The organism is Ruegeria arenilitoris (genome assembly GCF_013030985.1).
GTDB classification, from domain to species: domain Bacteria; phylum Pseudomonadota; class Alphaproteobacteria; order Rhodobacterales; family Rhodobacteraceae; genus Ruegeria; species Ruegeria arenilitoris_B.
In genome coordinates, this window is record NZ_WPYP01000004.1 from 209382 (window position 1) to 229211 (window position 19830).

At 60.6% G+C, this 19830-nt stretch carries 27 protein-coding genes; 10 read left to right on the forward strand and 17 right to left on the reverse strand.

What is annotated here, in order from left to right:
• Positions 1–5: 5 nt before the first annotated feature.
• Positions 6–446 carry a DUF4399 domain-containing protein gene (locus GOX88_RS10775; RefSeq protein ID WP_170401167.1) on the reverse strand — a complete coding sequence of 147 codons (441 nt, stop codon included), beginning with the start codon at positions 444–446 and terminating at the stop codon, positions 6–8.
• Positions 447–674: 228 nt separating this feature from the next.
• On the opposite strand from GOX88_RS10775, the gene GOX88_RS10780 reads away from it, so the two are divergent.
• Positions 675–1580, forward strand: coding sequence for a LysR family transcriptional regulator (locus GOX88_RS10780; RefSeq protein ID WP_170401168.1), 906 nt, complete (start codon positions 675–677; stop codon positions 1578–1580).
• A gap of 57 nt (positions 1581–1637) precedes the next feature.
• Here GOX88_RS10780 and GOX88_RS10785 read toward each other — a convergent pair whose 3' ends face one another.
• From GOX88_RS10785 to GOX88_RS10805, 5 genes are read right to left on the reverse strand one after another with little or no spacing between them, the layout of a single operon-like run.
• Positions 1638–2348 (reverse strand): SDR family NAD(P)-dependent oxidoreductase, encoded by a 711-nt coding sequence (locus GOX88_RS10785; RefSeq protein WP_170401169.1) that lies wholly within the window; start codon positions 2346–2348, stop codon positions 1638–1640.
• A 52-nt stretch (positions 2349–2400) separates the two neighbouring features.
• Positions 2401–3303 carry an OmpA family protein gene (locus GOX88_RS10790; RefSeq protein ID WP_170401170.1) on the reverse strand — a complete coding sequence of 301 codons (903 nt, stop codon included), beginning with the start codon at positions 3301–3303 and terminating at the stop codon, positions 2401–2403.
• The gene (locus GOX88_RS10795; protein WP_170401172.1) at positions 3300–3872 is read right to left on the reverse strand and encodes a peroxidase-related enzyme; all 573 of its coding nucleotides are present in this window, start codon (positions 3870–3872) and stop codon (positions 3300–3302) included. Before GOX88_RS10795 ends, GOX88_RS10790 begins: the two co-directional genes overlap by 4 nt.
• Before the next feature lie 14 nt (positions 3873–3886).
• The gene (locus GOX88_RS10800) at positions 3887–4597 is read right to left on the reverse strand and encodes a GNAT family N-acetyltransferase (protein ID WP_170401174.1); all 711 of its coding nucleotides are present in this window, start codon (positions 4595–4597) and stop codon (positions 3887–3889) included.
• On the reverse strand, positions 4594–5316 hold the full coding sequence (locus tag GOX88_RS10805) for a competence/damage-inducible protein A (protein ID WP_170401176.1): 723 nt from the start codon (positions 5314–5316) through the stop codon (positions 4594–4596). Before GOX88_RS10805 ends, GOX88_RS10800 begins: the two co-directional genes overlap by 4 nt.
• A gap of 52 nt (positions 5317–5368) precedes the next feature.
• Here GOX88_RS10805 and sfsA point away from each other — a divergent pair, with 52 nt between their 5' ends.
• The 3 genes from sfsA to map all read left to right on the forward strand — a co-directional run bounded on the left by sfsA (position 5369) and on the right by map (position 8206).
• Complete coding sequence (gene sfsA / locus GOX88_RS10810) at positions 5369–6076, forward strand: DNA/RNA nuclease SfsA (protein WP_170401178.1); 708 nt, start codon at positions 5369–5371, stop codon at positions 6074–6076.
• Between the two features lie 68 nt (positions 6077–6144).
• Positions 6145–7287 carry an amidohydrolase gene (locus GOX88_RS10815; protein ID WP_170401180.1) on the forward strand — a complete coding sequence of 381 codons (1143 nt, stop codon included), beginning with the start codon at positions 6145–6147 and terminating at the stop codon, positions 7285–7287.
• 106 nt (positions 7288–7393) lie between these two features.
• Entirely contained in the window at positions 7394–8206 is an 813-nt protein-coding gene (gene map / locus GOX88_RS10820) for a type I methionyl aminopeptidase (protein ID WP_170401182.1), read from the forward strand.
• Here the strand turns inward: map and GOX88_RS10825 are convergent.
• From GOX88_RS10825 to GOX88_RS10840, 4 genes are read right to left on the reverse strand one after another with little or no spacing between them, the layout of a single operon-like run.
• Entirely contained in the window at positions 8194–8373 is a 180-nt protein-coding gene (locus GOX88_RS10825; RefSeq protein WP_170401184.1) for a hypothetical protein, read from the reverse strand. The two genes, map and GOX88_RS10825, sit on opposite strands and share 13 nt — an antisense overlap.
• A 23-nt stretch (positions 8374–8396) precedes the next feature.
• A complete protein-coding gene (locus GOX88_RS10830; protein ID WP_170401186.1) occupies positions 8397–9032 on the reverse strand; it encodes an HAD family hydrolase in 636 nt (211 codons plus the stop codon).
• Complete coding sequence (gene rsmD / locus GOX88_RS10835) at positions 9025–9585, reverse strand: 16S rRNA (guanine(966)-N(2))-methyltransferase RsmD (RefSeq protein WP_170401188.1); 561 nt, start codon at positions 9583–9585, stop codon at positions 9025–9027. The genes GOX88_RS10830 and rsmD overlap by 8 nt, the downstream gene beginning before the upstream one ends.
• Positions 9582–10793, reverse strand: coding sequence for an NAD(P)/FAD-dependent oxidoreductase (locus tag GOX88_RS10840; RefSeq protein ID WP_170401190.1), 1212 nt, complete (start codon positions 10791–10793; stop codon positions 9582–9584). The genes rsmD and GOX88_RS10840 overlap by 4 nt, the downstream gene beginning before the upstream one ends.
• 98 nt (positions 10794–10891) lie before the next feature.
• On the opposite strand from GOX88_RS10840, the gene GOX88_RS10845 reads away from it, so the two are divergent.
• The 4 genes from GOX88_RS10845 to GOX88_RS10860 all read left to right on the forward strand — a co-directional run bounded on the left by GOX88_RS10845 (position 10892) and on the right by GOX88_RS10860 (position 12437).
• Positions 10892–11377: a peroxiredoxin gene (locus GOX88_RS10845; RefSeq protein WP_170401192.1), complete on the forward strand. Its 486-nt coding sequence runs from the start codon at positions 10892–10894 to the stop codon at positions 11375–11377.
• Positions 11378–11479: 102 nt separating this feature from the next.
• Positions 11480–11725 carry a glycine zipper 2TM domain-containing protein gene (locus tag GOX88_RS10850; RefSeq protein WP_170401194.1) on the forward strand — a complete coding sequence of 82 codons (246 nt, stop codon included), beginning with the start codon at positions 11480–11482 and terminating at the stop codon, positions 11723–11725.
• A gap of 11 nt (positions 11726–11736) precedes the next feature.
• A complete protein-coding gene (locus tag GOX88_RS10855) occupies positions 11737–12084 on the forward strand; it encodes a hypothetical protein (protein ID WP_254436255.1) in 348 nt (115 codons plus the stop codon).
• 47 nt (positions 12085–12131) lie between these two features.
• Positions 12132–12437, forward strand: coding sequence for a hypothetical protein (locus GOX88_RS10860; RefSeq protein ID WP_170401198.1), 306 nt, complete (start codon positions 12132–12134; stop codon positions 12435–12437).
• Here the strand turns inward: GOX88_RS10860 and GOX88_RS10865 are convergent.
• The 4 genes from GOX88_RS10865 to GOX88_RS10880 are packed head-to-tail and all read right to left on the reverse strand — an operon-like array spanning position 12434 to position 15176.
• Positions 12434–12727 (reverse strand): 4a-hydroxytetrahydrobiopterin dehydratase, encoded by a 294-nt coding sequence (locus tag GOX88_RS10865; protein WP_170401200.1) that lies wholly within the window; start codon positions 12725–12727, stop codon positions 12434–12436. The two genes, GOX88_RS10860 and GOX88_RS10865, sit on opposite strands and share 4 nt — an antisense overlap.
• On the reverse strand, positions 12724–13911 hold the full coding sequence (locus GOX88_RS10870; RefSeq protein ID WP_170401202.1) for a GNAT family N-acetyltransferase: 1188 nt from the start codon (positions 13909–13911) through the stop codon (positions 12724–12726). Before GOX88_RS10870 ends, GOX88_RS10865 begins: the two co-directional genes overlap by 4 nt.
• Before the next feature lie 45 nt (positions 13912–13956).
• Entirely contained in the window at positions 13957–14724 is a 768-nt protein-coding gene (locus GOX88_RS10875) for a glycerophosphodiester phosphodiesterase family protein (RefSeq protein ID WP_170401204.1), read from the reverse strand.
• Positions 14721–15176: a RidA family protein gene (locus tag GOX88_RS10880; protein ID WP_170401206.1), complete on the reverse strand. Its 456-nt coding sequence runs from the start codon at positions 15174–15176 to the stop codon at positions 14721–14723. The genes GOX88_RS10875 and GOX88_RS10880 overlap by 4 nt, the downstream gene beginning before the upstream one ends.
• Before the next feature lie 335 nt (positions 15177–15511).
• Between GOX88_RS10880 and GOX88_RS10885 the strand changes: the two genes are divergently transcribed.
• Both GOX88_RS10885 and GOX88_RS10890 read left to right on the forward strand, forming a co-directional pair.
• Positions 15512–16282 (forward strand): MlaA family lipoprotein, encoded by a 771-nt coding sequence (locus tag GOX88_RS10885; RefSeq protein WP_170401507.1) that lies wholly within the window; start codon positions 15512–15514, stop codon positions 16280–16282.
• Entirely contained in the window at positions 16272–16880 is a 609-nt protein-coding gene (locus tag GOX88_RS10890; protein WP_170401208.1) for an MlaC/ttg2D family ABC transporter substrate-binding protein, read from the forward strand. Before GOX88_RS10885 ends, GOX88_RS10890 begins: the two co-directional genes overlap by 11 nt.
• Before the next feature lie 58 nt (positions 16881–16938).
• On the opposite strand, the gene GOX88_RS10895 is transcribed toward GOX88_RS10890, so the two are convergent.
• From GOX88_RS10895 to GOX88_RS10905, 3 genes are read right to left on the reverse strand one after another with little or no spacing between them, the layout of a single operon-like run.
• A complete protein-coding gene (locus GOX88_RS10895) occupies positions 16939–18036 on the reverse strand; it encodes an ABC transporter ATP-binding protein (protein ID WP_170401210.1) in 1098 nt (365 codons plus the stop codon).
• A gap of 5 nt (positions 18037–18041) precedes the next feature.
• The gene (locus GOX88_RS10900; protein ID WP_170401212.1) at positions 18042–18941 is read right to left on the reverse strand and encodes a carbohydrate ABC transporter permease; all 900 of its coding nucleotides are present in this window, start codon (positions 18939–18941) and stop codon (positions 18042–18044) included.
• Entirely contained in the window at positions 18934–19806 is an 873-nt protein-coding gene (locus tag GOX88_RS10905; protein WP_170401214.1) for a carbohydrate ABC transporter permease, read from the reverse strand. Before GOX88_RS10905 ends, GOX88_RS10900 begins: the two co-directional genes overlap by 8 nt.
• Positions 19807–19830: the final 24 nt, after the last annotated feature.

Sequence of the window (19830 nt, forward strand, 5' to 3'; positions counted from 1 at the left end):
GGCAACTATTCCACTGTAATCGTAATCACCTCGGACACAATCGGCGTGGCGTGCGGGACGTGACCCGCATCACCCAGCACCAGTTGCAGCGTATACTCACCGGGGGCCAGGTCCAGCGTCACTTCGGTCTGGCCGCCACCGAAATGCAGGTGGTTGTCGTCTGCGGGCAGGCCATAGGCCAGCTCATCCGCGCCGTCCTCGCCCTCACCCAGCGGTGGGCGGTCGATCAACAGGTGGTGATGGCCGGTGTTTTCCTTCTCGGTCCCGGCGGGGGCCACCCCCATGCCGCTGAGGCCAAAGACCACGGTGACCGGGGATTGCACGGTGTCCCCATCGGCCAGGTTCACGAAATAGACCTTCGCGTCTGGGTTGGATGCGGTTTCCCCTCCGGCCAGCGCAAGGGTTGCGGACAGGCACAGGGCAGCTAAGGCAAGCAAGGCTTTCATGATCTCCTCCGTGGTCACAAATTTGCCATGCTCATCTTAACACATTCGGGCAAAAACGCCGAAATTCCTAGGCTTGCAGGCCCTGCAGCGGCACCGGAAACCATTGTTTCCGCGTTTCCCATCTGCAAACGATCTGATTCAAATCCCTGATATTATCCCATGTCTGCCCTGTTTCCGCCCAGATTGAAGGCGAAAGTCGGGCAAAGACTATGCACCCGGGGAACGAGAATGGATCGACTTACCGAAATGGAAGCCTTTGCCAATGTGGTGGACCAGGGTGGATTCACCGATGCGGCCAAGAAGATGGGCATCTCCAAATCGGCCGTGTCAAAGCACGTGTCCAGCCTTGAGGCCCGCCTGGGCGCACGGCTGCTGAACCGCACGACACGCCGTGTTTCCCCCACCGAGATCGGGCTGGCCTATTACGACCGCGCGCGCCGCGTGCTGAATGACGCAGGCGAGGCAGATGCGCTGGTGACCTCGATGCAGTCCGCCCCCTCAGGTCTGCTGAGGATCAGCGTGGCGACGGATTTCGGCGTGAATCACCTGTCGCCGGTTCTTTCGGATTTCCTCGCCGCCTATCCGGACATCACCGTGAACATGGTGCTGAACAACCGTTATGTTGAGTTGATCTCGGAAGGGTTCGACGTCGCCGTGCGTATAGGCGAGCTGGAAGACAGCACCCTGCGCGCCCGCAAGCTGACCGAAACCGTGAAACGCATGGTTGCCGCGCCCAGCTATATCGAGAAATTCGGGCGTCCGCAGAAGATTGACGACCTGAACGAACACAAGCTGCTGCACTACTCCAGCCAATCCTCGGGCAATGTCTGGAAACTGACTGCACCTTCAGGTGAAAAGCGGCAGGTCCGCACCGCTGGCTGGCTGAGCGTGAACGACGGCCAGTCGCTGTTGAACGCAGCCATGTCGGGTCTGGGGATCGCGTATCTGCCCAGCTACCTATATGCAGACGCGCTGAAATCCGGTGCAGTTCTGGATGCGATGCCGTCGCTGCCGGATGAGGTGCAGGGCATCTACGCCGTCTACCCGCCCGGCCGCTTTACCCAGCCCAAAGTGCGGGCATTCATTGATTTTCTTGTCGAGTCCTTCAACGAAAAGGGCCCGATGGACTGGTAATATCTCCCCGGTGAACCTCGACGGCCCGCGCATCTGTGCGGGTCTTTTTTTGTCCGCTCAGAACCGTTCGACCCAGGGGCGCAGGGTCAGTTCGTCACTCCAGGCGGACCGGTCCTGATGGATCAGATGCATATATTCCCGCGCGATGGCATCCGGGTCCAGCATCGAATCGGGCGTGTCGCCCGCCGCAACCCGGTCCGGATTGCGGATACCACCATCGATATTGATCCAGGCCACATGGATGCCTCGGGGGTGCAATTCGCGCGCCATGGATTGCGCCAGTCCCCGTTGCGCGAACTTGCCCATGGCAAAAGGCGCCGACAGCGGGAACCCTTTGACCCCGGCCGAGGCACCGGTGAACAGGATCGTGCCACGCCGGTTGTCACGCATCGGCTGATCCAACATGCGCCGGGCGGCGGCCTGACCCAGCAGAAAAGCCCCATGCGCGGTCACCTCAACCGCCTTGCGGACGGTTTCCGGGTCAAGCTCGGTGATCGGGCCGCGTTGCCGGGCCGAGGGGTTATAACACGCAACCCGCAGCTCACCCGGCAGGCCGTCAACCAGCGCTGCCACGCCGTGGGCATCCGTGCCATCCAACTGATGCAGCGTCGCTCCTGTCTCGGCGGCCAAGGGGCCCAGATCCGACACGTCGCGGGCGGCCAGGTGCACGGCATAGCCGCCCTGCGACAGGGCCCGCGCGAAAGACGCCGATAGACCGGCCCCCGCACCTATGATCAATGCCTGCGGCGTAGGTGTCTGGTCGGGCATGTGGGCTCCTTTCGTTTTTGTCGGCGCGCCTATCTGACCTATGTCACAGGGGTCAATTGACCAGCAAAACCGCCTCGACCCGGCGATTCAGATCACGGCCTTCGGGCGTGGCGTTCGAGGTCAGCGGGGCCAGATACCCGATACCACGCGCCTCGATCCGGTCGGCGGCAACCCCATGGGCCTCGATCAGACGGGCCCGGACCGCCTGCGCCCGGCCCGTGCTTACCGAGATATTGGCGTCCAGCGCGCCAGTGTCATCCGTGTGACCCACCAACGCCAGCCGTGTATCGGGATTGTCGGCCAGATAGGTCGCGATCAGGCCCAGCGAGGCAAAAGGACCTTCGCCCAGCGTGATCTCTCCGGTACGGAAATGCAGATCGTCCAAAATGACATGCCCATTCTTTTCCAACGCCGCCAACATCCCGGTGGACGAGCGGACCGTTTCCTCGATCACCAAAGGCGGCGGGGCCTCTGCCTCAGCCGGAGTGACACGGATCAACTGAATGTACCCGCTGGGCGGGTTGCGGCTGACCAGCAGGCTCAGCACGTCATCGCCGCGGGTGGCGGACAGAAAACGGTAATCCTGGATCGCCACATACATGTCGGGGGTCGGAACAACTTCGGTTCCGAACCGGAAATCGAACCCGCCACAGGCGCGGGCCTGGCATTCGAACAGCACGTCATAGCCTTGCGCGACGATCTGATCGCGCAGCGGCGCCAGCAGTTGCAACGTCGTGCTGGATCCCGATTGCAGGCGCCAAGTGATCCGCTCGACCCGCCCCTCAACCTGCCGCGTGGGCAGGGTGCCGTCGGCAAAAGGGCCGGTGGGCAGGTCATAGCTGTCCAGCAGGCTGATCCGGTCGCTGATCTGGCGTGCGCCCGAAGGCAGCGTCAGGTCCTGGGCAACACCCGGCCCGGCCAACAGCAACAGGATCAATGAGGCTAAGCGGATCATCGGGCCTGCGCGTGGTACTGGTCGTTCGGAACCATCGCCGTGGCACTGGCAACCCGGTTCGACATATTGAAAAAGCCGGTCACGTTGGCGATGTCCCAGATATCGCGATCCGTGAACCCCACATCCCGCAGGCGCTGGCGGTCGGGTTCCTCGATCTCGGTACTTGCCGAGGTCATCTTGGCGGCAAAGTCCAGCATCGCCCGCTGGCGCGTGTCCAGAGGCGCAACGCGGTAGTTCATCACCAGCATCTCGCCCAGCTGTGGATCACCCGACAACTGCCGCACCGCTGCACCATGGGCCACAAGGCAGTAAAAGCACTTGTTGATAGCCGACACGACCACCGCGATCATCTCGCGCTCCAGCTTGCTGAGGCCGCTGTCACCCAGCATCAGGTCGTTATACATCGCGGTGAAGGCGTTCAGCTTTTCGATGTCAAAGGCATAGGCTTGCAATACATTTGGCACAAAGCCCAGTTTCTCTACACAGATATCAAAGTATTTCTGCGTCTCGGGCGGCAGCGGGTCCACCATCGGCAGGTCCAGCGCGGTGGGGGCAGTTTGGTCGGTCACGTCGGGCTTTCTCCTTAAACAAGCTGACGGTAGTGGTATTCGCCGACAATCTCCATCCCGAGCGCGCGATAAAGCCCGTTGGCCCCCGCGTTTGCCTTGGTGCAGATCACGCTGAGCGTTTCTGCCCCGTTATCCCGCGCCCAGAAGGCGGCGGCCCGCATAGCCCAGCCACCCTGACCTTGACGGCGATGATCGGGCAGGATTTCCAGCGCGTGCACCATTGCGACCCCATCGTGAATCGCAACAAAACCGGTCCCGGCGGGCTGATCATTGTGGCGCAGCAGCAGGCCGGTCTTGGGCCCCTGCGCGCGTTCCATCACCGCTACCCGCTCGGGGCCAATGCCGCCCTTCGCCCAGATCTCACGCATGATCGCCAGCGGCTCGGGCGTGAGGAACACCGTGACACGAGGGATCGGCGTATCCGTCAGGTGATCGGTCGGGCAGGCATAGATATTGACCGGATCCAGAACCTGATACCCGCGCGTGGCCAGTTGCGCATCCAGCGCCTCGTCCCCTGGGCGCAGGCAGAAGATGCGCTTTTGCCCCATTGCCTGCATCGCGGCCTCGGCGGCGTCGATATCCGCGTCACCTGCCGGCTTCAGAGCATTGGCCGCCGACACACGTGATCCGCCGCCCTGCCCTTGCCGCAGTTGAAACGGCCCCAGCCGCTCGTACCCGGCAGCAGGCCAGGTTCCGTCAACGATGTCGGCCCAGTTGACGCTCACAGATCAAGCTCTTTCGCAAGCCGGGTGGTGGCGGCATCGATACGCGCACCATCGGTCCCGCGCACCACGACATTGGCGCCAAAGACACCGTTGATCTGGAACGGGTAACAGCCGATCGACAGGTCCGCGAAATCATCGGCCAACGCGGAAAGCGTGGCAGCGATATCGCCTTCGCCCCGGTCCACCCGCAGGGTTTGCGACAGCAGCGGGCTGCCCCCGGTCAGACCGGGCAACACACTGGCGAGCATGGCCTGAAATACCGAAGGCACCCCGGCCATCACATGCACGTTTTCAATGATGAACCCCGGCGCGGTCGAAACCGGGTTGTCGATCAGCACCGCCCCGTCCGGAATACGCGCCATGCGCAAGCGGGCCTCGTTCAACACCAACCCTGAATTGTCGTAATGCGCCTGCAGCAGCGCGCGGGCATCGTCGCGAATATCGATCTGCGCCCCAAAGGCGCGCGCAATGCAGTCGGCGGTGATATCGTCATGGGTCGGACCGATGCCACCGCTGGTGAACACATGGTCGTGGCCCTCGGACAGCGCTTTGACCGCCGTCTCAATCGCCGGGGCATCGTCGCTGACGATGCGTACCTCTTTCAGGTCAATGCCGTGCTTGCTCAGTTCCCCGGCCAGATAATGCATGTTCGCGTCGCGGGTGCGGCCCGAGAGAATCTCATCCCCGATCACCAGCATTGCGGCGGTTGGATTGGCCATGGTGCGTGCCTCCCTCTTGATCGACCGTTAGGGCAGGTATAGGCCCTGAGACATGCGATTTGAAACCCCCCTTGTCCCCGCCCGCCTGATCCGCCGCTACAAACGCTTTCTGGCGGATTGCACATTGGAGGACGGGCGAGAGGTCACCGCCCACTGCGCCAATCCGGGCTCGATGATGGGGCTGGCCGAGCCGGGTGAGAAAATCTGGCTTGAACCCAATGACGACCCGAAGAAAAAGCTGAAATACGGCTGGCGGCTGGTCGATCATGAAAACGGGTATTTCACCGGGGTTGATACCTCGGTTCCGAACAAAGCCCTGCGCGTGGCGCTGGAGGCGCGCGAAATCCCCGAACTGGCCGCTTATGAAACCGTCCGCCCCGAGGTCAAGTACGGCGAAAACAGCCGCATCGACTTTCTGCTGACCCAGCCCGGCCTGCCGGATGCCTATGTCGAGGTCAAAAGCGTCACCCTGTCTCGCGAACCCGGTCTGGCCGAGTTCCCCGACAGCGTCACCGCGCGCGGCACCAAGCACCTGGGCGAGTTGGCAGCAATGGCGACACAGGGGCACCGGGCGATCATGTTGTATCTTGTTCAACGTACGGACTGCGACCGGTTCACATTGGCAGCGGATGTCGATCCTGCCTACGCAGCAGCTTTTGAAGAGGCACATTTGAAGGGCGTCGAGCGGATGATATGCGCGACCCGGATTTCTCCGGAAGGCGTCGAAGTCGACCCAACTCGAAAACTGGATATTGCGTGAAGCGTCGAAACAATGCTCTGAGTGTCCACAAGGCCCTATCGTCGGGCAAAATAACTCAGGAGGGGCACATGGAACTCGATCTCGCGGAATTGATCTCGCTGAGGCGTGACTTTCACCGGCACCCCGAGCTTGGATTTGAAGAGACGCGAACAAAAGCCAAAGTTGCAGAGTATCTGCGCAATATCGGTCTTGAAGTTCATGAAGGCGTTGGCGTCGTCGGCATCTTGCGGGCTGGGTCAGGTAACCGGGCGATTGGGTTGCGTGCCGACATGGATGCCTTGCCGATCAATGAGGCCAGCCAGCACGGCTATGTTTCGGAAAGCCCTGGCGTGATGCATGCATGTGGTCATGATGGCCACACGACGATGCTATTGGGCGCGGCAAGCGTTTTGGCCTATAGTCCAGAATTTGATGGCACCGTCGTTTTTTTGTTCCAACCCAACGAAGAACACGGGTTGGGCGCGCGTGCCATGATCGACGAAGGTGTGTTGGAAAAGTTCCCGGTGGACGAAGTGTACGCAATCCACAATCTGCCGGGTGCGCCAGTCGGACAGGTTTCGACCCGCTCCGGATTGATCTGCTCGTCCGAAAGCCTGTTTGAAATCAGCATCAAAGGCCAAGGCGGGCACGCGTCGATGCCACAGGTCGGGCGCGATGCAATCACCATCGGCGCGGAAGTGGTTCAGGCCCTGCAAACCATTGTATCGCGCAAGCTGGCCCCCGGATCGGGGGCTGTCGTTTCCGTCACCGAGTTCCTGACTGACGGCCAACGCAACGTCTTGCCGGGGAACGCAACCCTCAAGGGCGATGTCAGAACCCGCAGTCCCGAAGACCGGGAAACTGTGGAACAGCTGATGCGTCAGATCGCTGACGGCATCGCCCTTGCCCATGGTGTGAGCGTCGACGTGACCTTTAACACGGAGTTCATCGAAACGATCAACTCTTACGAACCTGTGCAGGCGACGACACGGGCCGCATGTTCCCTTGGGTTAGAGACGATTTCAGACCGGACGCCCATGAGTTTCTCGGAAGACTTCGCACATTTCTGCGCTGCTGTTCCCGGGTGTTTCCTCCTGATGGGCAATGGGATCGACGGGGCCAATGGGCAGCCGCTGCATTCTGACGATTACGATTTCAACGATGATCTGCTGGAGACCGGCGTGAACTTCTGGACCGCACTTGTCCGCGACCGCTTGCCGATACGCAGCTGAGGAATAGCTTCCCCGTATGTGGAAGGCATGACTCTGCACCCTCTGGTACTTTCTGCGCAAGCAGCGTAAAAGGAGTGCTGCGCGAAACATTTGGAGCTTAGCGTCGATGAAAGAACATCGTGGCCGCCTGACCAAGGACGGTATCCGCATTTATGAACAGGGTGACTTTGCCGGCATGCACGCGGCAGGGGCCTTGGCTGCGCGGATCCTCGACGACATTGCCAGCCATGTCTTTCCGGGCCAAACCACGGGCGTGATTGACGGGCTCATTACGCAAATGGTCGAGGACGCGGGCGCAACTTCGGCAACCATCGGCTACAAGGGCTATCAGCACGCCAGCTGCATCAGCGTGAATCACGTGGTCTGTCACGGAATTCCCGGCGACAAGCGGCTGAAGGATGGGGACATCCTGAACATCGACGTTACCGTCATTGTTGACGGCTGGTTCGGCGATACTTCGCGCATGTATGTGGCGGGTAAACTGCCCCGCAAGGCCGAGCGTCTGATCCAGGTGACCCATGATGCCCTCTTCAAGGGGATCGAGATGGTCAAACCGGGCAACACGTTCGGGGATATCGGCCACGCCATTCAGGCCTATGTCGAGGCGCACCGGATGAGCGTTGTCCGCGATTTCTGCGGTCACGGGCTGGGCCGGGTGTTCCACGCACCGCCCAACGTGCTGCATTATGGCCGCCCGGGTACCGGTGCCGTTCTGGAAGAGGGCATGTTCTTCACTATCGAACCAATGGTCAATCTGGGCCGCCCCGAGACCAAGACGCTGGCCGACGACTGGACCGCGGTGACCCGCGACAAGTCGCTGTCGGCGCAGTTCGAACATTCGGTAGGTGTTACGGCAGATGGGGTCGAAATCTTTACCCTGTCACCGGGTGACATGTTTCATCCCACCTATTCCTCCTGATCGGCGGCCTGATCACGCATCAGTTTCAGCAAGAGGGTTTCCTGCCCCCATGGCGTGACCGCGTCGTGGATGAACACCGGCGCGCGCATGGGTTTCCGCTCGGGTCCGGTGGTTGCGTCGGTTTCCTGCGGAACTGTCCAGATCGGAGGTTTCAGGGTGCGGTCCATGCGCCGATACTAGCACGGTCTGGTCAAATCCCCAAAAGCGCCGGCACCTCGGCCATGTCAGTGATCACCTCGGCGCCGAGCTGGGCCAGTTTTTCACCGTCCCCCTGCGGCGCATAGGCCAGACAGCGCATATTGGCGCGGATTGCGGCGATGACACCGCTGGCGCTGTCTTCGATGACCACGGGCTGCAAGGCACCGAACTGTTTCGCCGCCGTCAGGAACATGGTCGGGTCGGGCTTGCCGACACCCAACGTATAGGCCGAAAACACCACGTCCTTGAACCGATCCCAAAGGCCGTTCTGCCCCAGCGTGACCCGCATTTTGTCCGGTCCGCCATTGGAGGCAACGCAGTAAGGCACGCCGCGTTCGTCCAGAAGCGTCAGCAATTCCAACACGCCAGGAACCAAAGGCACGCCCTGCCGAAGGTGGGCATCGGTTTCGGCATCGAATTCCTCAATCCAGTTCGCGGGCAGATCAGCCCCCAGACCGCGAGCGATCTCCTGAACTTCCGGCATGGTCTTGCCGGTAAAAATCCTGTGGCACTCGTTCGCCGTCAAAGACAACCCGTGCCGAGCTAGGTTTGCGACCATCACCTGATTGGACAGCGGCTCACTATCGACCAGAACGCCGTCGCAATCGAAGATGACCAGATCATGCATTCGGGGCATCGCTCCACATCAGGGTGATATGCGTGTCTCCGTATTTGCGGCTGTCCTGCAGGGTGAACCCCCCGGGCGCTTGCATCGGGGCGTTTTCTTCCCACACGATAAGGGCATCGTCAGCGATCCATCCTTGCGACAAGGCGGCGATGGCCTTCTGTCCCATGGACTTGCCATAAGGCGGGTCCAGAAAGATCAGATCATACGGCGCGCCCGGGTTTTCACCCAGCCGTGTGGCATCCCGGCGGATCAGGTCGGTGCGGTCGGCGCTGCGTGTCAGGTCGATATTCTTGCGGATCAGACCCTGCGCCACACGCCCGTCATCCACGAAGGTCACGTGTGCGGCCCCGCGCGACAGCGCTTCAAGCCCCAGCGCGCCGGTGCCCGCGAACAGATCCAGCACGCGCAGCCCGTCAAAGTCGATCTGGTGTCTGAGCACGTTGAACAGGCTCTCGCGCACGCGGTCGGTGGTGGGGCGCAGATGTGCGCCCGCATCCCCCTTGCCGACCGAGGCCAAGGCGCGGCCCCGAAACTCTCCGGCGATGATCCTCACGCCTTGAGCAGCGGCTTCAGGTCCGCATCAGGGTTGGCCACGATGGCAGGATCAGCTGTCTTACCCGATTCAATCAGGCGTTTGCCGACCATATAAGCGCGCGGATCATTCATCGCGTCCACCGCAATCAGCTGATCACCCTTGTAGTACCAGAAGGAGACGGTCTGGCCGTCTCCCTGCCGCGTCACCACGCGGTCGTACCCGGTATTCAGGCCCGCAATCTGCAGCTTGACGTCATACTGATCTGACCAGAACCACGGCGTCGCCACATAGTCCTTGGCCGCGCCCAGCATGTTCTGGGCCACGATCTCGGCCTGATCGATTGCGTTCGGCACACTTTCCAGCCGGATGCGGGCATCGCCATGTGGAAAAGAGGCACAATCGCCCGCCGCCCAGATCGACGGGTCCGAGGTGCGGCCATGGGCGTCGGTCTTGATGCCGTTGTCCAGTTCCAGCCCCGCCATCTCGGCCAGTTGGGTCGAGGGGGCAATGCCGACGCCGACGACGACAAAATCGACCTGCAACTCAGTGCCATCTGTCAGAACCGCGCCCACCACCTTGCCGTTTTCACCGAGAAGACGCTCCAACCCGACGCCTTCGCGGATATCGGCGCCGTATTCGGTATGCAGCGCACGGAAGTAATCGCTGGTCTCGGGCGCGGCCACCCGTTGCAGGATGCGGTCGGCCATCTCAACCAAGGTCACCTTGACCCCGCGCTTGGCACAGACCGCTGCGGCCTCGAGCCCGATATAGCCGCCACCGACAATCAGCGCACGCGCACCGTCGGTCACGCGGGGCTCCATCTCATCGATATGGGCCAGATCGCGCACCACATGCACGCCGTCCAGATCGCCACCAATCGCAGCGGGCAGGCGGCGCGGGTCCGACCCGGTGGTCAGTGCCAATTCGTCGTAAGAGAGGACCTCATCCCCTACGGTCACAGTCTTGGCCTGCGGGTCAATCGCGGTGACACGCTGGCCCAGACGCAGGGTGATATTGTTCTCGGCATAGAAACTCTCGGGCCGCAGGAACAGGCGTTCCAATTCCATTTCACCCAACAGATAGGCCTTGGACAGCGGCGGGCGCTGATAAGGCAGATGCGGCTCGGCTCCGATCAGGGTGATGTCCCCGTCAAACCCGTCCTTGCGCAGCCTGGCGACAAGCGAAGACCCCGCCTGCCCTGCACCGATCACGACAATATGGCTCATGTTCCTCCCGCCCTGTCGAATTCCCGTGGTCTCATCCACACGACAACCTATATTGCGGCTAAGCCCGACTCTGCAAATCCAAACGACAGGAGCTTAAAATGATTTCAACAGGTGATACGCTGCCCGACGCCACGCTGACCCAACTGGGCGCAGACGGCCCCGAAGAAGTGCGGATTTCAGACAAGACCAATGGGCGCAAAGTGGTGATCTTTGCGGTGCCCGGCGCCTTTACGCCGACCTGCCATTCGGCCCATGTGCCCAGTTTCATGCGCACCAAGGACCAGTTCGACGCCAAGGGCGTGGACGAGATCATCTGCGTCTCGGTCAACGACCCCTTCGTGATGAAAGCATGGGGCGAGGCCACCGGCGCGACCGAGGCCGGTCTGACCATGCTGGGCGACGCCTCATCCGAATTCACCAAGGCCATCGGCATGGATTTCGACGCCCCGCCCGCCGGGCTGATCGCACGGTCCAAACGCTATGCCATGCTGGTCGAAGACGGTAAGGTGGTCGCGTTGAACCTAGAAGAAAACCAAGGTGCTTGCGAAATTTCGGCGGGTGAGGGTCTGCTGGACGTCATCTGATACCAGTTGGCCTCGGGTGCCCCGGGGCCAAGACTGCCATTTAACTTGATGCAACGCCCTGATCTGCCAATATTTGAATAATACAATCAGGGAGTTTGTTTGATGAAACTGAAAATCATTACCCTATTGCTGGGCACTGTGGGGGCGCTGGCCGCCTGCGGCCCGGCCCCGACCCCGCAACAACAGGCGGCGCGCCAGCACGAAATTGCTTGCCTCAGCGGCTCGCTGGGCGGTGCGCTGATCGGCGGCGCCATCGGCAACCAGTTCGGCGGCGGATCAGGCAAATCCATCCTGACAGCGGCAGGCGCGGCCGCCGGCGCTGTCGAAGGCAACAGATACGCATGTTGAGGAGAGCCGGAATGACACGTGGATTTATTATCGCTGCAGCCGTTTTGATGGCCGGTGCCGTCTCGGCCGAAACCGTAGGCGAGCTGCATGAAAACGAGCTGAGAGCCATCGACAAAAACAACGACGGGTTCCTGTCCCGGGAAGAGTTCGACGCCTTTTCCGACTATGCGTTCCAGGCGATGGATGAAAACAAGGACAGTTCGGTGGGACTACAGGAGGCCAAGCCGCATCTGGACGAAGACCAGTTTCGGGACGTTGACCGCGATAATGATGGCTTCATCTCAAGGTCGGAATACGACGCACAGATGAACGACGATTTCCTATCGGCCGACAAGAACCAGAACGGCCAGCTGGATTAAATCGGACGGCCTCGCGTTTGGCGGGGCCATCCACATGGGGGCCTATCATGCAAAAATGGGGACTTCTCGGCATTCTGGGCCTGTTGGCGGCCTGCAACGTCTCACAAGCCCCGGTGGTGACCGGGCCGGACGGACAGGCGCGCATTCAGATCAATACGTCCGGGCTGACCTGCTATAACAACCGCTGTCTGGACATTAACCCGGCCGCACGCAGCGTGCGCCAGATCGGCAATCGGACGACACGAATTCCTGCGGGCATTGATGTCAGCAATGGCACCGTAACTCCCGCAGAGTTTGCGCAGATGGGCACCGCCGCATCGCTGGCGGGCGGTGTCGGTTCAGGCAATCGTTAACAGAGGCTGTCCATTTTGCGGGCCAGCTTGGCGTCCAGCGCCGACAGGCCACCTACGTCATGGGTGGCCAGCGTCACCTCGACCGTGCGATAGACGTTGGTCCACTCGGGGTGGTGGTTCCATTTCTCGGCGAAAATCGCCACCTGTGTCATCCAGCCGAAGGCATGTACGAAATCCTCGAAGATAAAGGTCTTGGTCATCGCATCCCGGCCTTCGACCATGGTCCAGCCATTCTTGAACAGCGGGTCCAGCAGCGGCCCGCGGGTCTCGGTCGACAAAAGTTCGGTCATTGCTGTTCCTCCGGGTTCAATTTCCTGAACGGGCCGTATTCCGTCAGGATCTCGATCTCTTCTCCCACTGCGGCGGCCTCGGCGTCCAGATATTTTCGGATCGCATCGGCAAAACCCGGGTCACCGACCCAATGCAAGCTATGCGTGCGCGTGGGCAAATAGCCTCGCGCCAGCTTGTGTTCGCCCTGCGCCCCGGCCTCAACCCGGGCCAGGCCATGGGCAATGGCAAAATCAATCGCCCTATAGTAGCACAATTCGAAATGCAGGCAGGGGTGATGTTCGACGCAGCCCCAATAGCGGCCAAAAAGGGTTTCGCGCCCGATGAAATTCAGCGCCCCTGCAATCGTGTAACCGTCGCGTTCCGCCAGCACCAAGGCCATGTCACCCGCCATAGTTTCCTGAGCGATATCAAAGAATTGGCGGGTCAGGTAGGGCACCCCCCATTTGCGCGACCCAGTATCCTGATAGAACCGCCAGAAGGCATCCCAATGCTCCGGGCGCAGCTCGTCGCCGGTCAGCGTGCGTATCTCACCGCCGAACCCGCAGGCCTGCGCCCGTTCCTTGCGGATATTCTTGCGCTTGCGCGAGGACAGTGCATCGAGAAACCCGTCGAAATCCGCATATGTATCATTGAGCCAGTGAAACTGCTGCGACGTGCGCAGCATCAGGCCCATCTGTTCGCCGGTGATGGCCTCATCTTCGGTGCAGAAGGTGGCGTGCAGCGATGACACCCGGTTGTCGGCGGCCAGCTGCACCGCGCCCTGTACCAGCGCCGACATCCCCACCGCCTCGTATCCCGGTCGCACCAGAAAGCGCCGCCCGGTAGCGGGGGTGAAGGGCACGGCGATCTGCAGCTTGGGATAGTACTGCCCACCTGCGTTTTCGTAGGCATGGGCCCAGTTGTGGTCAAAGATGTATTCGCCCTGGCTGTGCGACTTGGCATACATGGGCGCCGCCCCGATCAGCATCCCGTCCAGATAGGCGGTCAGATATTGCGGCTGCCAGCCGGTACCACGCCCGACCGAGCCGCTGTTTTCCAGCGCCGACAGGAACCGATAGGTGGTGAACGGGTCCAGTGGCCGCCCGCCATCGGCGGCCTCGGGGCAGGCGCAACTGTCCCAATCCTCGGCAGAAATCTGCGACAGCGACCCCAGAACCTGAACTTCGATTTGCGCCTGATCCATATGCCCTCCGCGTCTGACCTTTATCTGTGACGGAGGGGGACGGGTTCAACCCGGATGTGGGGCCAAATAGCCTTCGAAGGTCACATTGTCGGCAACCTCGCGGGCCTGTGCCTCTTGTTCGGGCGATCGCACCGTCCAACACAGAATCGGCACGCCCTGCGCTTTCAGCTCGGCCACGCGGGGACGGGACAGGTCTGCGGCCTCATGGCTGATGAAACTGGCACCGACCCGGTCAAAATCGGGGATGTCGCGCAAATGATCACAAACCTTCTGCGGCAACAGCTCGACCTTGGGCTGATAGGAACACGTCACGATGCCGCGCGGCAGGTGCGGCGCAAGGCGCGCCAGTTCAGCCACCGAATTGGGGTTGAACGACATCAGCGCCACCGGCCCATCATAGCCCTGCAGCGCGCGCACCGCGTCCGCCTCAAGCGGCCCAACATCGGGACCCATCGCGCCGTCCTGGTCCTTGAATTCGATCAGCAGCGGTACCTTGCCGCCCACCATCTCGAGCACCTCATCCAGTGTCGGGATTCCATCATCTGCGTGCAGCAGCTGTGTGTCCTGTGCCTGGGCCGCTGAGATCTGTTGAATCGGGCCGGACTGTCCGGTCAGGCGTGTCATGTCATAGTCATGAAACACCATCGCTTGGTTGTCCGAGGTCAGTTGCAGATCGATCTCGATGCCGTACCCGGCCTCGATCGCGGCTTGAATGGCCGCCCGGCTGTTTTCCGGGCGGTTGTCCGATTTGTCATGCAGCGCCCGATGCGCGATCGGGGTCTGCAAGAACACGGAAGGCAGAGACGGTGTCATTGGACCTCGAAGATACCTTCGATTTCGACGGCCACGCCCAGCGGCAGCGCGGCGGCACTGACGGCCGAACGGGAATGGCGACCAGCGTCGCCCAGCGCTTCGACCAGGAAATCGGACGCGCCATTGATCACCTGCGGCTGCGCGGTGAAATCGGCGGTCGAGTTCACGAAACCGGTCAGCTTGATCACACGCACCAGCTTTTCAATATCACCACCACAGGCCGCCTTGACCTGGGCCAGCAGGTTGATGGCGCAGACCTTTGCGGCCGCGGCACCAGCCTCAATTCCCATGTCATCGCCCAGCTTGCCGGTGATCAGATCATCATCCTTGGAAATCTGACCCGACACATAGACGATGTTGCCGACCCGCACGAAGGGGACGTAATTCGCTGCCGGTGCGGGCGCGTCCGGCAGATTGACGCCGAGGCTTTCCAGTTTCGCTGCGATGCTCATGAGGTTTCCTCCAAATCTTGAGTCGCGGCGAAGCTAACCGGGACGGGCAAATTCGGAAAGTCAGAAAACGGGGATGGACCTGCCCGAAAGGTGGGCGTAACTCTTCTTATTCCGAACAGTTGAAGCGGTGTCGCTTTACCTCGGCCCATCGGGCGGGTTAAACGCTTTCTGTTTCATATTGGTTGTGAAACGTATATGTGACGTCGGATTGGGCCCCGCTATGTGGCCATAGGCAGTATTGATTGATAGTTCGGGTCAACGACCCCGAATGGTTTGGAGTTGCAAAGACCGTGTTGAGCAGACCCCGCCTGAAACACCTGATCGTTCTGTCCCTGATGACAGTCCTGAGCGCCTGCGCCACGCAGCCTCCGGAAGGGACCCCGACAAATGAGGTGTTCGATCCCTATGAAAGAAACAACCGGGGCATTCACAAATTCAACCTGGGCGTTGACCGGTTTCTGTTTCGCCCGGCGTCGAAAGGGTACGTCAAGATCGTGCCCGATCCGATGGTGACCAGCTTCAGCAATTTCGCCGAGAACCTGTCATTGCCAAGCCAAGCAGTGGATTACCTGCTGCAGGGCAACCCCAAGCAATCCGGCAATGCGTTGCTGCGCTTTGTCATCAACATGACGGTTGGCGGTGCGGGTCTGTCTTCACCAGCTGACGAGCTGGACCTGCCCCCCGTGGACACCGATTTCGGGGAAACCCTGCACGTTTGGGGCGTGGGCGAAGGCGCCTATGTCGAGCTGCCGCTCTACGGCCCGTCAACCCAGCGGGATGCCATCGGGGTCGTGGTCAACCTGTTCACCAACCCAATTGACTTCGCCCCCACACGACCGGCCGACAATCTGGGCGTTTACGCCGAAATCGTACGCCGGATGGGCGATCGGGGCCGGTTCTCGGATACGGTCGACTCGATTCTTTATGAAAGTGCAGACAGTTACGCGCAGGCCCGCACAATCTACATCCAAAATCGCCGCTTCGAACTGGCCCGCGATGATGAGGAAGCCTATCTGGGTCTTTATGACGACCCCTATGCTGAAACCGGGACCGACCCTGTCAGGGACCCCTACCTAGACCCCTACGAGGACCCCTATGCCGAATAACACTTTGAACCGACGCGGTTTTATTGCCACCGGCCTGGCCGGTGTTATGCTGACCGCTCTTCCCGCCTTTGCCCAGACCGAAGCCAGCGCCAAGGCGCTGGTCGTCAGTGTCGTGGACGACATCAACCGCGTGATCGCTTCGGGCAAATCCGAAAAAGCGATGATCCGCGATTTCGAGAAGATTTTCGTGCAATATGCCGATGTGCCGATCATGGCGCGCTATGTGCTGGGCGCCGATGGCCGTTCGGCCAGCCCGTCGCAGCTGAAACAATTCACCAGGGCGTTTCAGGGCTATATCTCGACCAAATACGGCCGCCGCTTCCGTGAATTCATCGGTGGGCAGGTGACCGTGCGCAATGCCCGCAAGATCAAGGCAGGTTACGAGGTACGCACCTCGGTCAAGCTGCAGGGATCGTCGCCGTTCGAAGTGACCTTCCTTGTTTCGGACAAATCGGGCCGCGACAAGTTCTTCAACATGTTCATCGAAGGGGTGAATATGCTGCTGACCGAACGGACCGAGATCGGCGCGATGCTGGATGCACGCGGTGGCGATCTGAACCGTCTGATCAAGGACATGAAGAAGAACAAGGTCAGCTGACCCGGTTCGCCGTTCAAAAAAAGCGCCGCGCGAAGCCAATCGCGCGGCGCTTTTGCGTTCAGTTCAGGCGTTCGCCGGTTTCCTTGGCAAAGTAGGACACTTTGCTCATGTCAAAGGCGAGGTTCAGCATCTTGCCCGCCTGCGCGCTGGTTTCCGCGTGCAGACGCGCAGTGACCTGCTTGCCGCCCAGTTCCGACACCACATAAGTGTCGGCGCCTGCGGGTTCGACCATGTCGACAAGGCATTCGGCCTCTTGCACGCCGGCACCGGCTCGGAAACCTGCCTCGGCGATATCTTCGGGGCGCAGACCAAGGATCACGTCCTTGGGCAGTGACAGATCGCGGGTATCTTTCAGCACCAATGTCTCACCCGTTTCGCGGGCGATGGCAATCTCGGTGCCCGAGCCGTTCTTGGTCGCCTGCGCCGGGATCAGGTTCATTGCGGGCGAGCCCATGAAATCGGCCACAAACAGGTTGGCCGGATTGTTGTAGATCTCGGCCGGGGTGCCGATCTGCTGCACGACGCCGCCTTTCAGGACCACGATCTTGGTCGCCAGCGTCATGGCTTCGATCTGGTCATGGGTCACGTAGACGATCGAAGCATCCAGCGTCTGGTGCAGCTTCTTGATCTCGGTCCGCATCTCGACCCGCAACTTGGCGTCGAGGTTGGACAGCGGTTCATCAAACAGGAACAGCTTGGGGTCGCGCACCAGTGCCCGGCCCATCGCCACCCGCTGACGCTGACCACCCGACAACTGGCTGGGGCGGCGGTTCAGCAGCGGCTCGATCTGCAGCAGTTGGGCGACCTCTTTCAGCTTGGCGTCCTGCGTGGCCTGATCGACCCCGCGCACTTTCATGCCAAAGGTGATGTTCTTGGCCACCGACATGGTCGGATACAAAGCGTAGGATTGGAACACCATCGCGATGTCCCGGTCCTTGGGGCTGACATGGGTCATGTCGTTGCCGCCGATGGACAAGGTGCCGCCGGTGATCTCCTCAAGCCCGGCAATACAGTTCAGCAGGGTAGATTTACCGCAGCCCGAGGGGCCGACCAGCACCAGGAAGTCGCCCGGTTCGATCGAGATGTTGATGTCCTTGAGAATTTCGACGGGGCCGTAATTCTTGTAGAGTTTGTTGATATCAAGGATGGGAGCCATGGGTCTTATCCCTTCACTGAGCCAGCGGTCAGACCGCGGATGAAATACTTACCGGCGACGACATAAACGAGCAGCGTCGGCAGACCCGCGATAATCGCGGCAGCCATGTCGACGTTGTATTCTTTGACGCCGGTGGTGGAGTTTACGATGTTGTTGAGCGCCACGGTCACGGGCTGCGTGCCCGCCTGGCTGAACGACACGCCGAACAGGAAGTCGTTCCAGATCTGCGTGAACTGCCAGATCACGGTCACCACGATGATGGGCAGCGACAGCGGCAGGAAGATCGACCAGAAAATCCGCAGGAATCCCGCGCCGTCCACCCGGGCGGCCTTGGTCAGCTCGGCCGGAATGGTGACATAGTAGTTGCGGAAGAACAGCGTGGTGAAGCCCAGCCCGTAAATCACATGGACAAAGATCAGGCCCGGAATGGTTCCGGCGATGCCCATCATGCCCAACAGGCGCGCCATCGGCAGCAGAACAACCTGAAACGGGATGAAGCAGCCAAACAGCATCAGCGAGAAGATGATGTTCGCGCCTTTGAACCGCCACTGCGCCACGACATAGCCATTCAGCGCGCCCAGCAGGGTCGAGATGGCCACGGCAGGCACGGCGATCAGGACCGAGTTCCAGAAGTAAGGCCGCAGACCTTCACACTGGATACCGGTACAGGCGCCGGACCATGCGGTTTTCCAGGCGTCAAAGCTGACCTCGCGGGGCAGTGAGATCAGGCTGCCGGTGCGGATTTCCTCAAGGCTTTTCAGCGATGTGGTCAACATCACGAACAGCGGCATCAGGTAATACAGCGCGAACAGGCCCAGCAGGACATACAGCAGCCAACGCAGGGCGATCTTGCCAGTGGCGCTTTGGGTACGGGTTTCGGTATGGGGCATCGACAGATCAGTCATTTTTAGCCCTCAGCTCTGAGTAAAGGTAAGGAACCACGATGGCAAAGACGACCAGCATCATGATCATCGCGGAGGAAGCCGCCTGACCGATATCGCCGCGCGAAAAGGCCATTGCGTACATGTAGGTTGCCGGCAGATCGGTCGCGTAACCCGGACCGCCGCCCGTCAGGGCGATGACAAGGTCAAAGCTCTTGATCGCAAGGTGGGCCAGCACGATGAAGGCGGACAGGAAGATCGGAGCCATCGAGGGGATGATAATGGCGGTATAGATGCGCCATGTGGGGATACCATCGACCTGCGCGGCCTTGATGATCTCACCATCCACCGAGCGCAGCCCGGCGAGGAACAGCGCCATCACAAAGCCCGAGCTCTGCCAGATCGCGGCGATCACGATGGTGTAGATCGCGTAATCGGGGTTCACCAGCCAGTCGAACTCGAAATTTGTAAAGCCCCAACCCTGCACCATGGATTCAATGCCCAGACCCGGGTTCAAAATCCACTTCCACGCAGTACCGGTCACGATCATCGACAGCGCCATCGGATACAGATAGATCGTCCGGATGGCCCCTTCGACGCGGATTTTCTGATCCAGCAGGATCGCCAGCAACAGGCCCAGCACCATTGCGATCACGATGAACAGCGCGCCAAAGATATACAGGTTGTTGATTGCCGTATCCCAGCGGGGCGAGTCGAACAGGCGTTCATACTGGATGAAGCCCTTGATCTCGTATTTCGGCAGCAGTTTCGATCGGGTTAGCGACACCCAAGCCGTCCATCCGATAAAGCCGTAGACAAAAATCAATACGGCAATGAACGACGGTGCCAGCACCACCTTGGGCAGGTGGTTTTCCAGCCATTCGGACATTTTTTCCTCCGGGAGAAAAGAGGT

Coding starts and splice junctions, on each gene's coding strand:
- GOX88_RS10775 (WP_170401167.1), bottom strand. CDS start 446: ATGAAAGCCTTGCTTGCCTTAGCTGCCCTGTGCCTGTCCGCAACCCTT.
- GOX88_RS10780 (WP_170401168.1), top strand. CDS start 675: ATGGATCGACTTACCGAAATGGAAGCCTTTGCCAATGTGGTGGACCAG.
- GOX88_RS10785 (WP_170401169.1), bottom strand. CDS start 2,348: ATGCCCGACCAGACACCTACGCCGCAGGCATTGATCATAGGTGCGGGG.
- GOX88_RS10790 (WP_170401170.1), bottom strand. CDS start 3,303: ATGATCCGCTTAGCCTCATTGATCCTGTTGCTGTTGGCCGGGCCGGGT.
- GOX88_RS10805 (WP_170401176.1), bottom strand. CDS start 5,316: ATGGCCAATCCAACCGCCGCAATGCTGGTGATCGGGGATGAGATTCTC.
- sfsA (WP_170401178.1), top strand. CDS start 5,369: ATGCGATTTGAAACCCCCCTTGTCCCCGCCCGCCTGATCCGCCGCTAC.
- GOX88_RS10815 (WP_170401180.1), top strand. CDS start 6,145: ATGGAACTCGATCTCGCGGAATTGATCTCGCTGAGGCGTGACTTTCAC.
- map (WP_170401182.1), top strand. CDS start 7,394: ATGAAAGAACATCGTGGCCGCCTGACCAAGGACGGTATCCGCATTTAT.
- GOX88_RS10825 (WP_170401184.1), bottom strand. CDS start 8,373: ATGGACCGCACCCTGAAACCTCCGATCTGGACAGTTCCGCAGGAAACC.
- GOX88_RS10830 (WP_170401186.1), bottom strand. CDS start 9,032: ATGCATGATCTGGTCATCTTCGATTGCGACGGCGTTCTGGTCGATAGT.
- GOX88_RS10840 (WP_170401190.1), bottom strand. CDS start 10,793: ATGAGCCATATTGTCGTGATCGGTGCAGGGCAGGCGGGGTCTTCGCTT.
- GOX88_RS10845 (WP_170401192.1), top strand. CDS start 10,892: ATGATTTCAACAGGTGATACGCTGCCCGACGCCACGCTGACCCAACTG.
- GOX88_RS10850 (WP_170401194.1), top strand. CDS start 11,480: ATGAAACTGAAAATCATTACCCTATTGCTGGGCACTGTGGGGGCGCTG.
- GOX88_RS10855 (WP_254436255.1), top strand. CDS start 11,737: ATGACACGTGGATTTATTATCGCTGCAGCCGTTTTGATGGCCGGTGCC.
- GOX88_RS10860 (WP_170401198.1), top strand. CDS start 12,132: ATGCAAAAATGGGGACTTCTCGGCATTCTGGGCCTGTTGGCGGCCTGC.
- GOX88_RS10865 (WP_170401200.1), bottom strand. CDS start 12,727: ATGACCGAACTTTTGTCGACCGAGACCCGCGGGCCGCTGCTGGACCCG.
- GOX88_RS10870 (WP_170401202.1), bottom strand. CDS start 13,911: ATGGATCAGGCGCAAATCGAAGTTCAGGTTCTGGGGTCGCTGTCGCAG.
- GOX88_RS10875 (WP_170401204.1), bottom strand. CDS start 14,724: ATGACACCGTCTCTGCCTTCCGTGTTCTTGCAGACCCCGATCGCGCAT.
- GOX88_RS10880 (WP_170401206.1), bottom strand. CDS start 15,176: ATGAGCATCGCAGCGAAACTGGAAAGCCTCGGCGTCAATCTGCCGGAC.
- GOX88_RS10885 (WP_170401507.1), top strand. CDS start 15,512: ATGACAGTCCTGAGCGCCTGCGCCACGCAGCCTCCGGAAGGGACCCCG.
- GOX88_RS10890 (WP_170401208.1), top strand. CDS start 16,272: ATGCCGAATAACACTTTGAACCGACGCGGTTTTATTGCCACCGGCCTG.
- GOX88_RS10895 (WP_170401210.1), bottom strand. CDS start 18,036: ATGGCTCCCATCCTTGATATCAACAAACTCTACAAGAATTACGGCCCC.
- GOX88_RS10900 (WP_170401212.1), bottom strand. CDS start 18,941: ATGACTGATCTGTCGATGCCCCATACCGAAACCCGTACCCAAAGCGCC.
- GOX88_RS10905 (WP_170401214.1), bottom strand. CDS start 19,806: ATGTCCGAATGGCTGGAAAACCACCTGCCCAAGGTGGTGCTGGCACCG.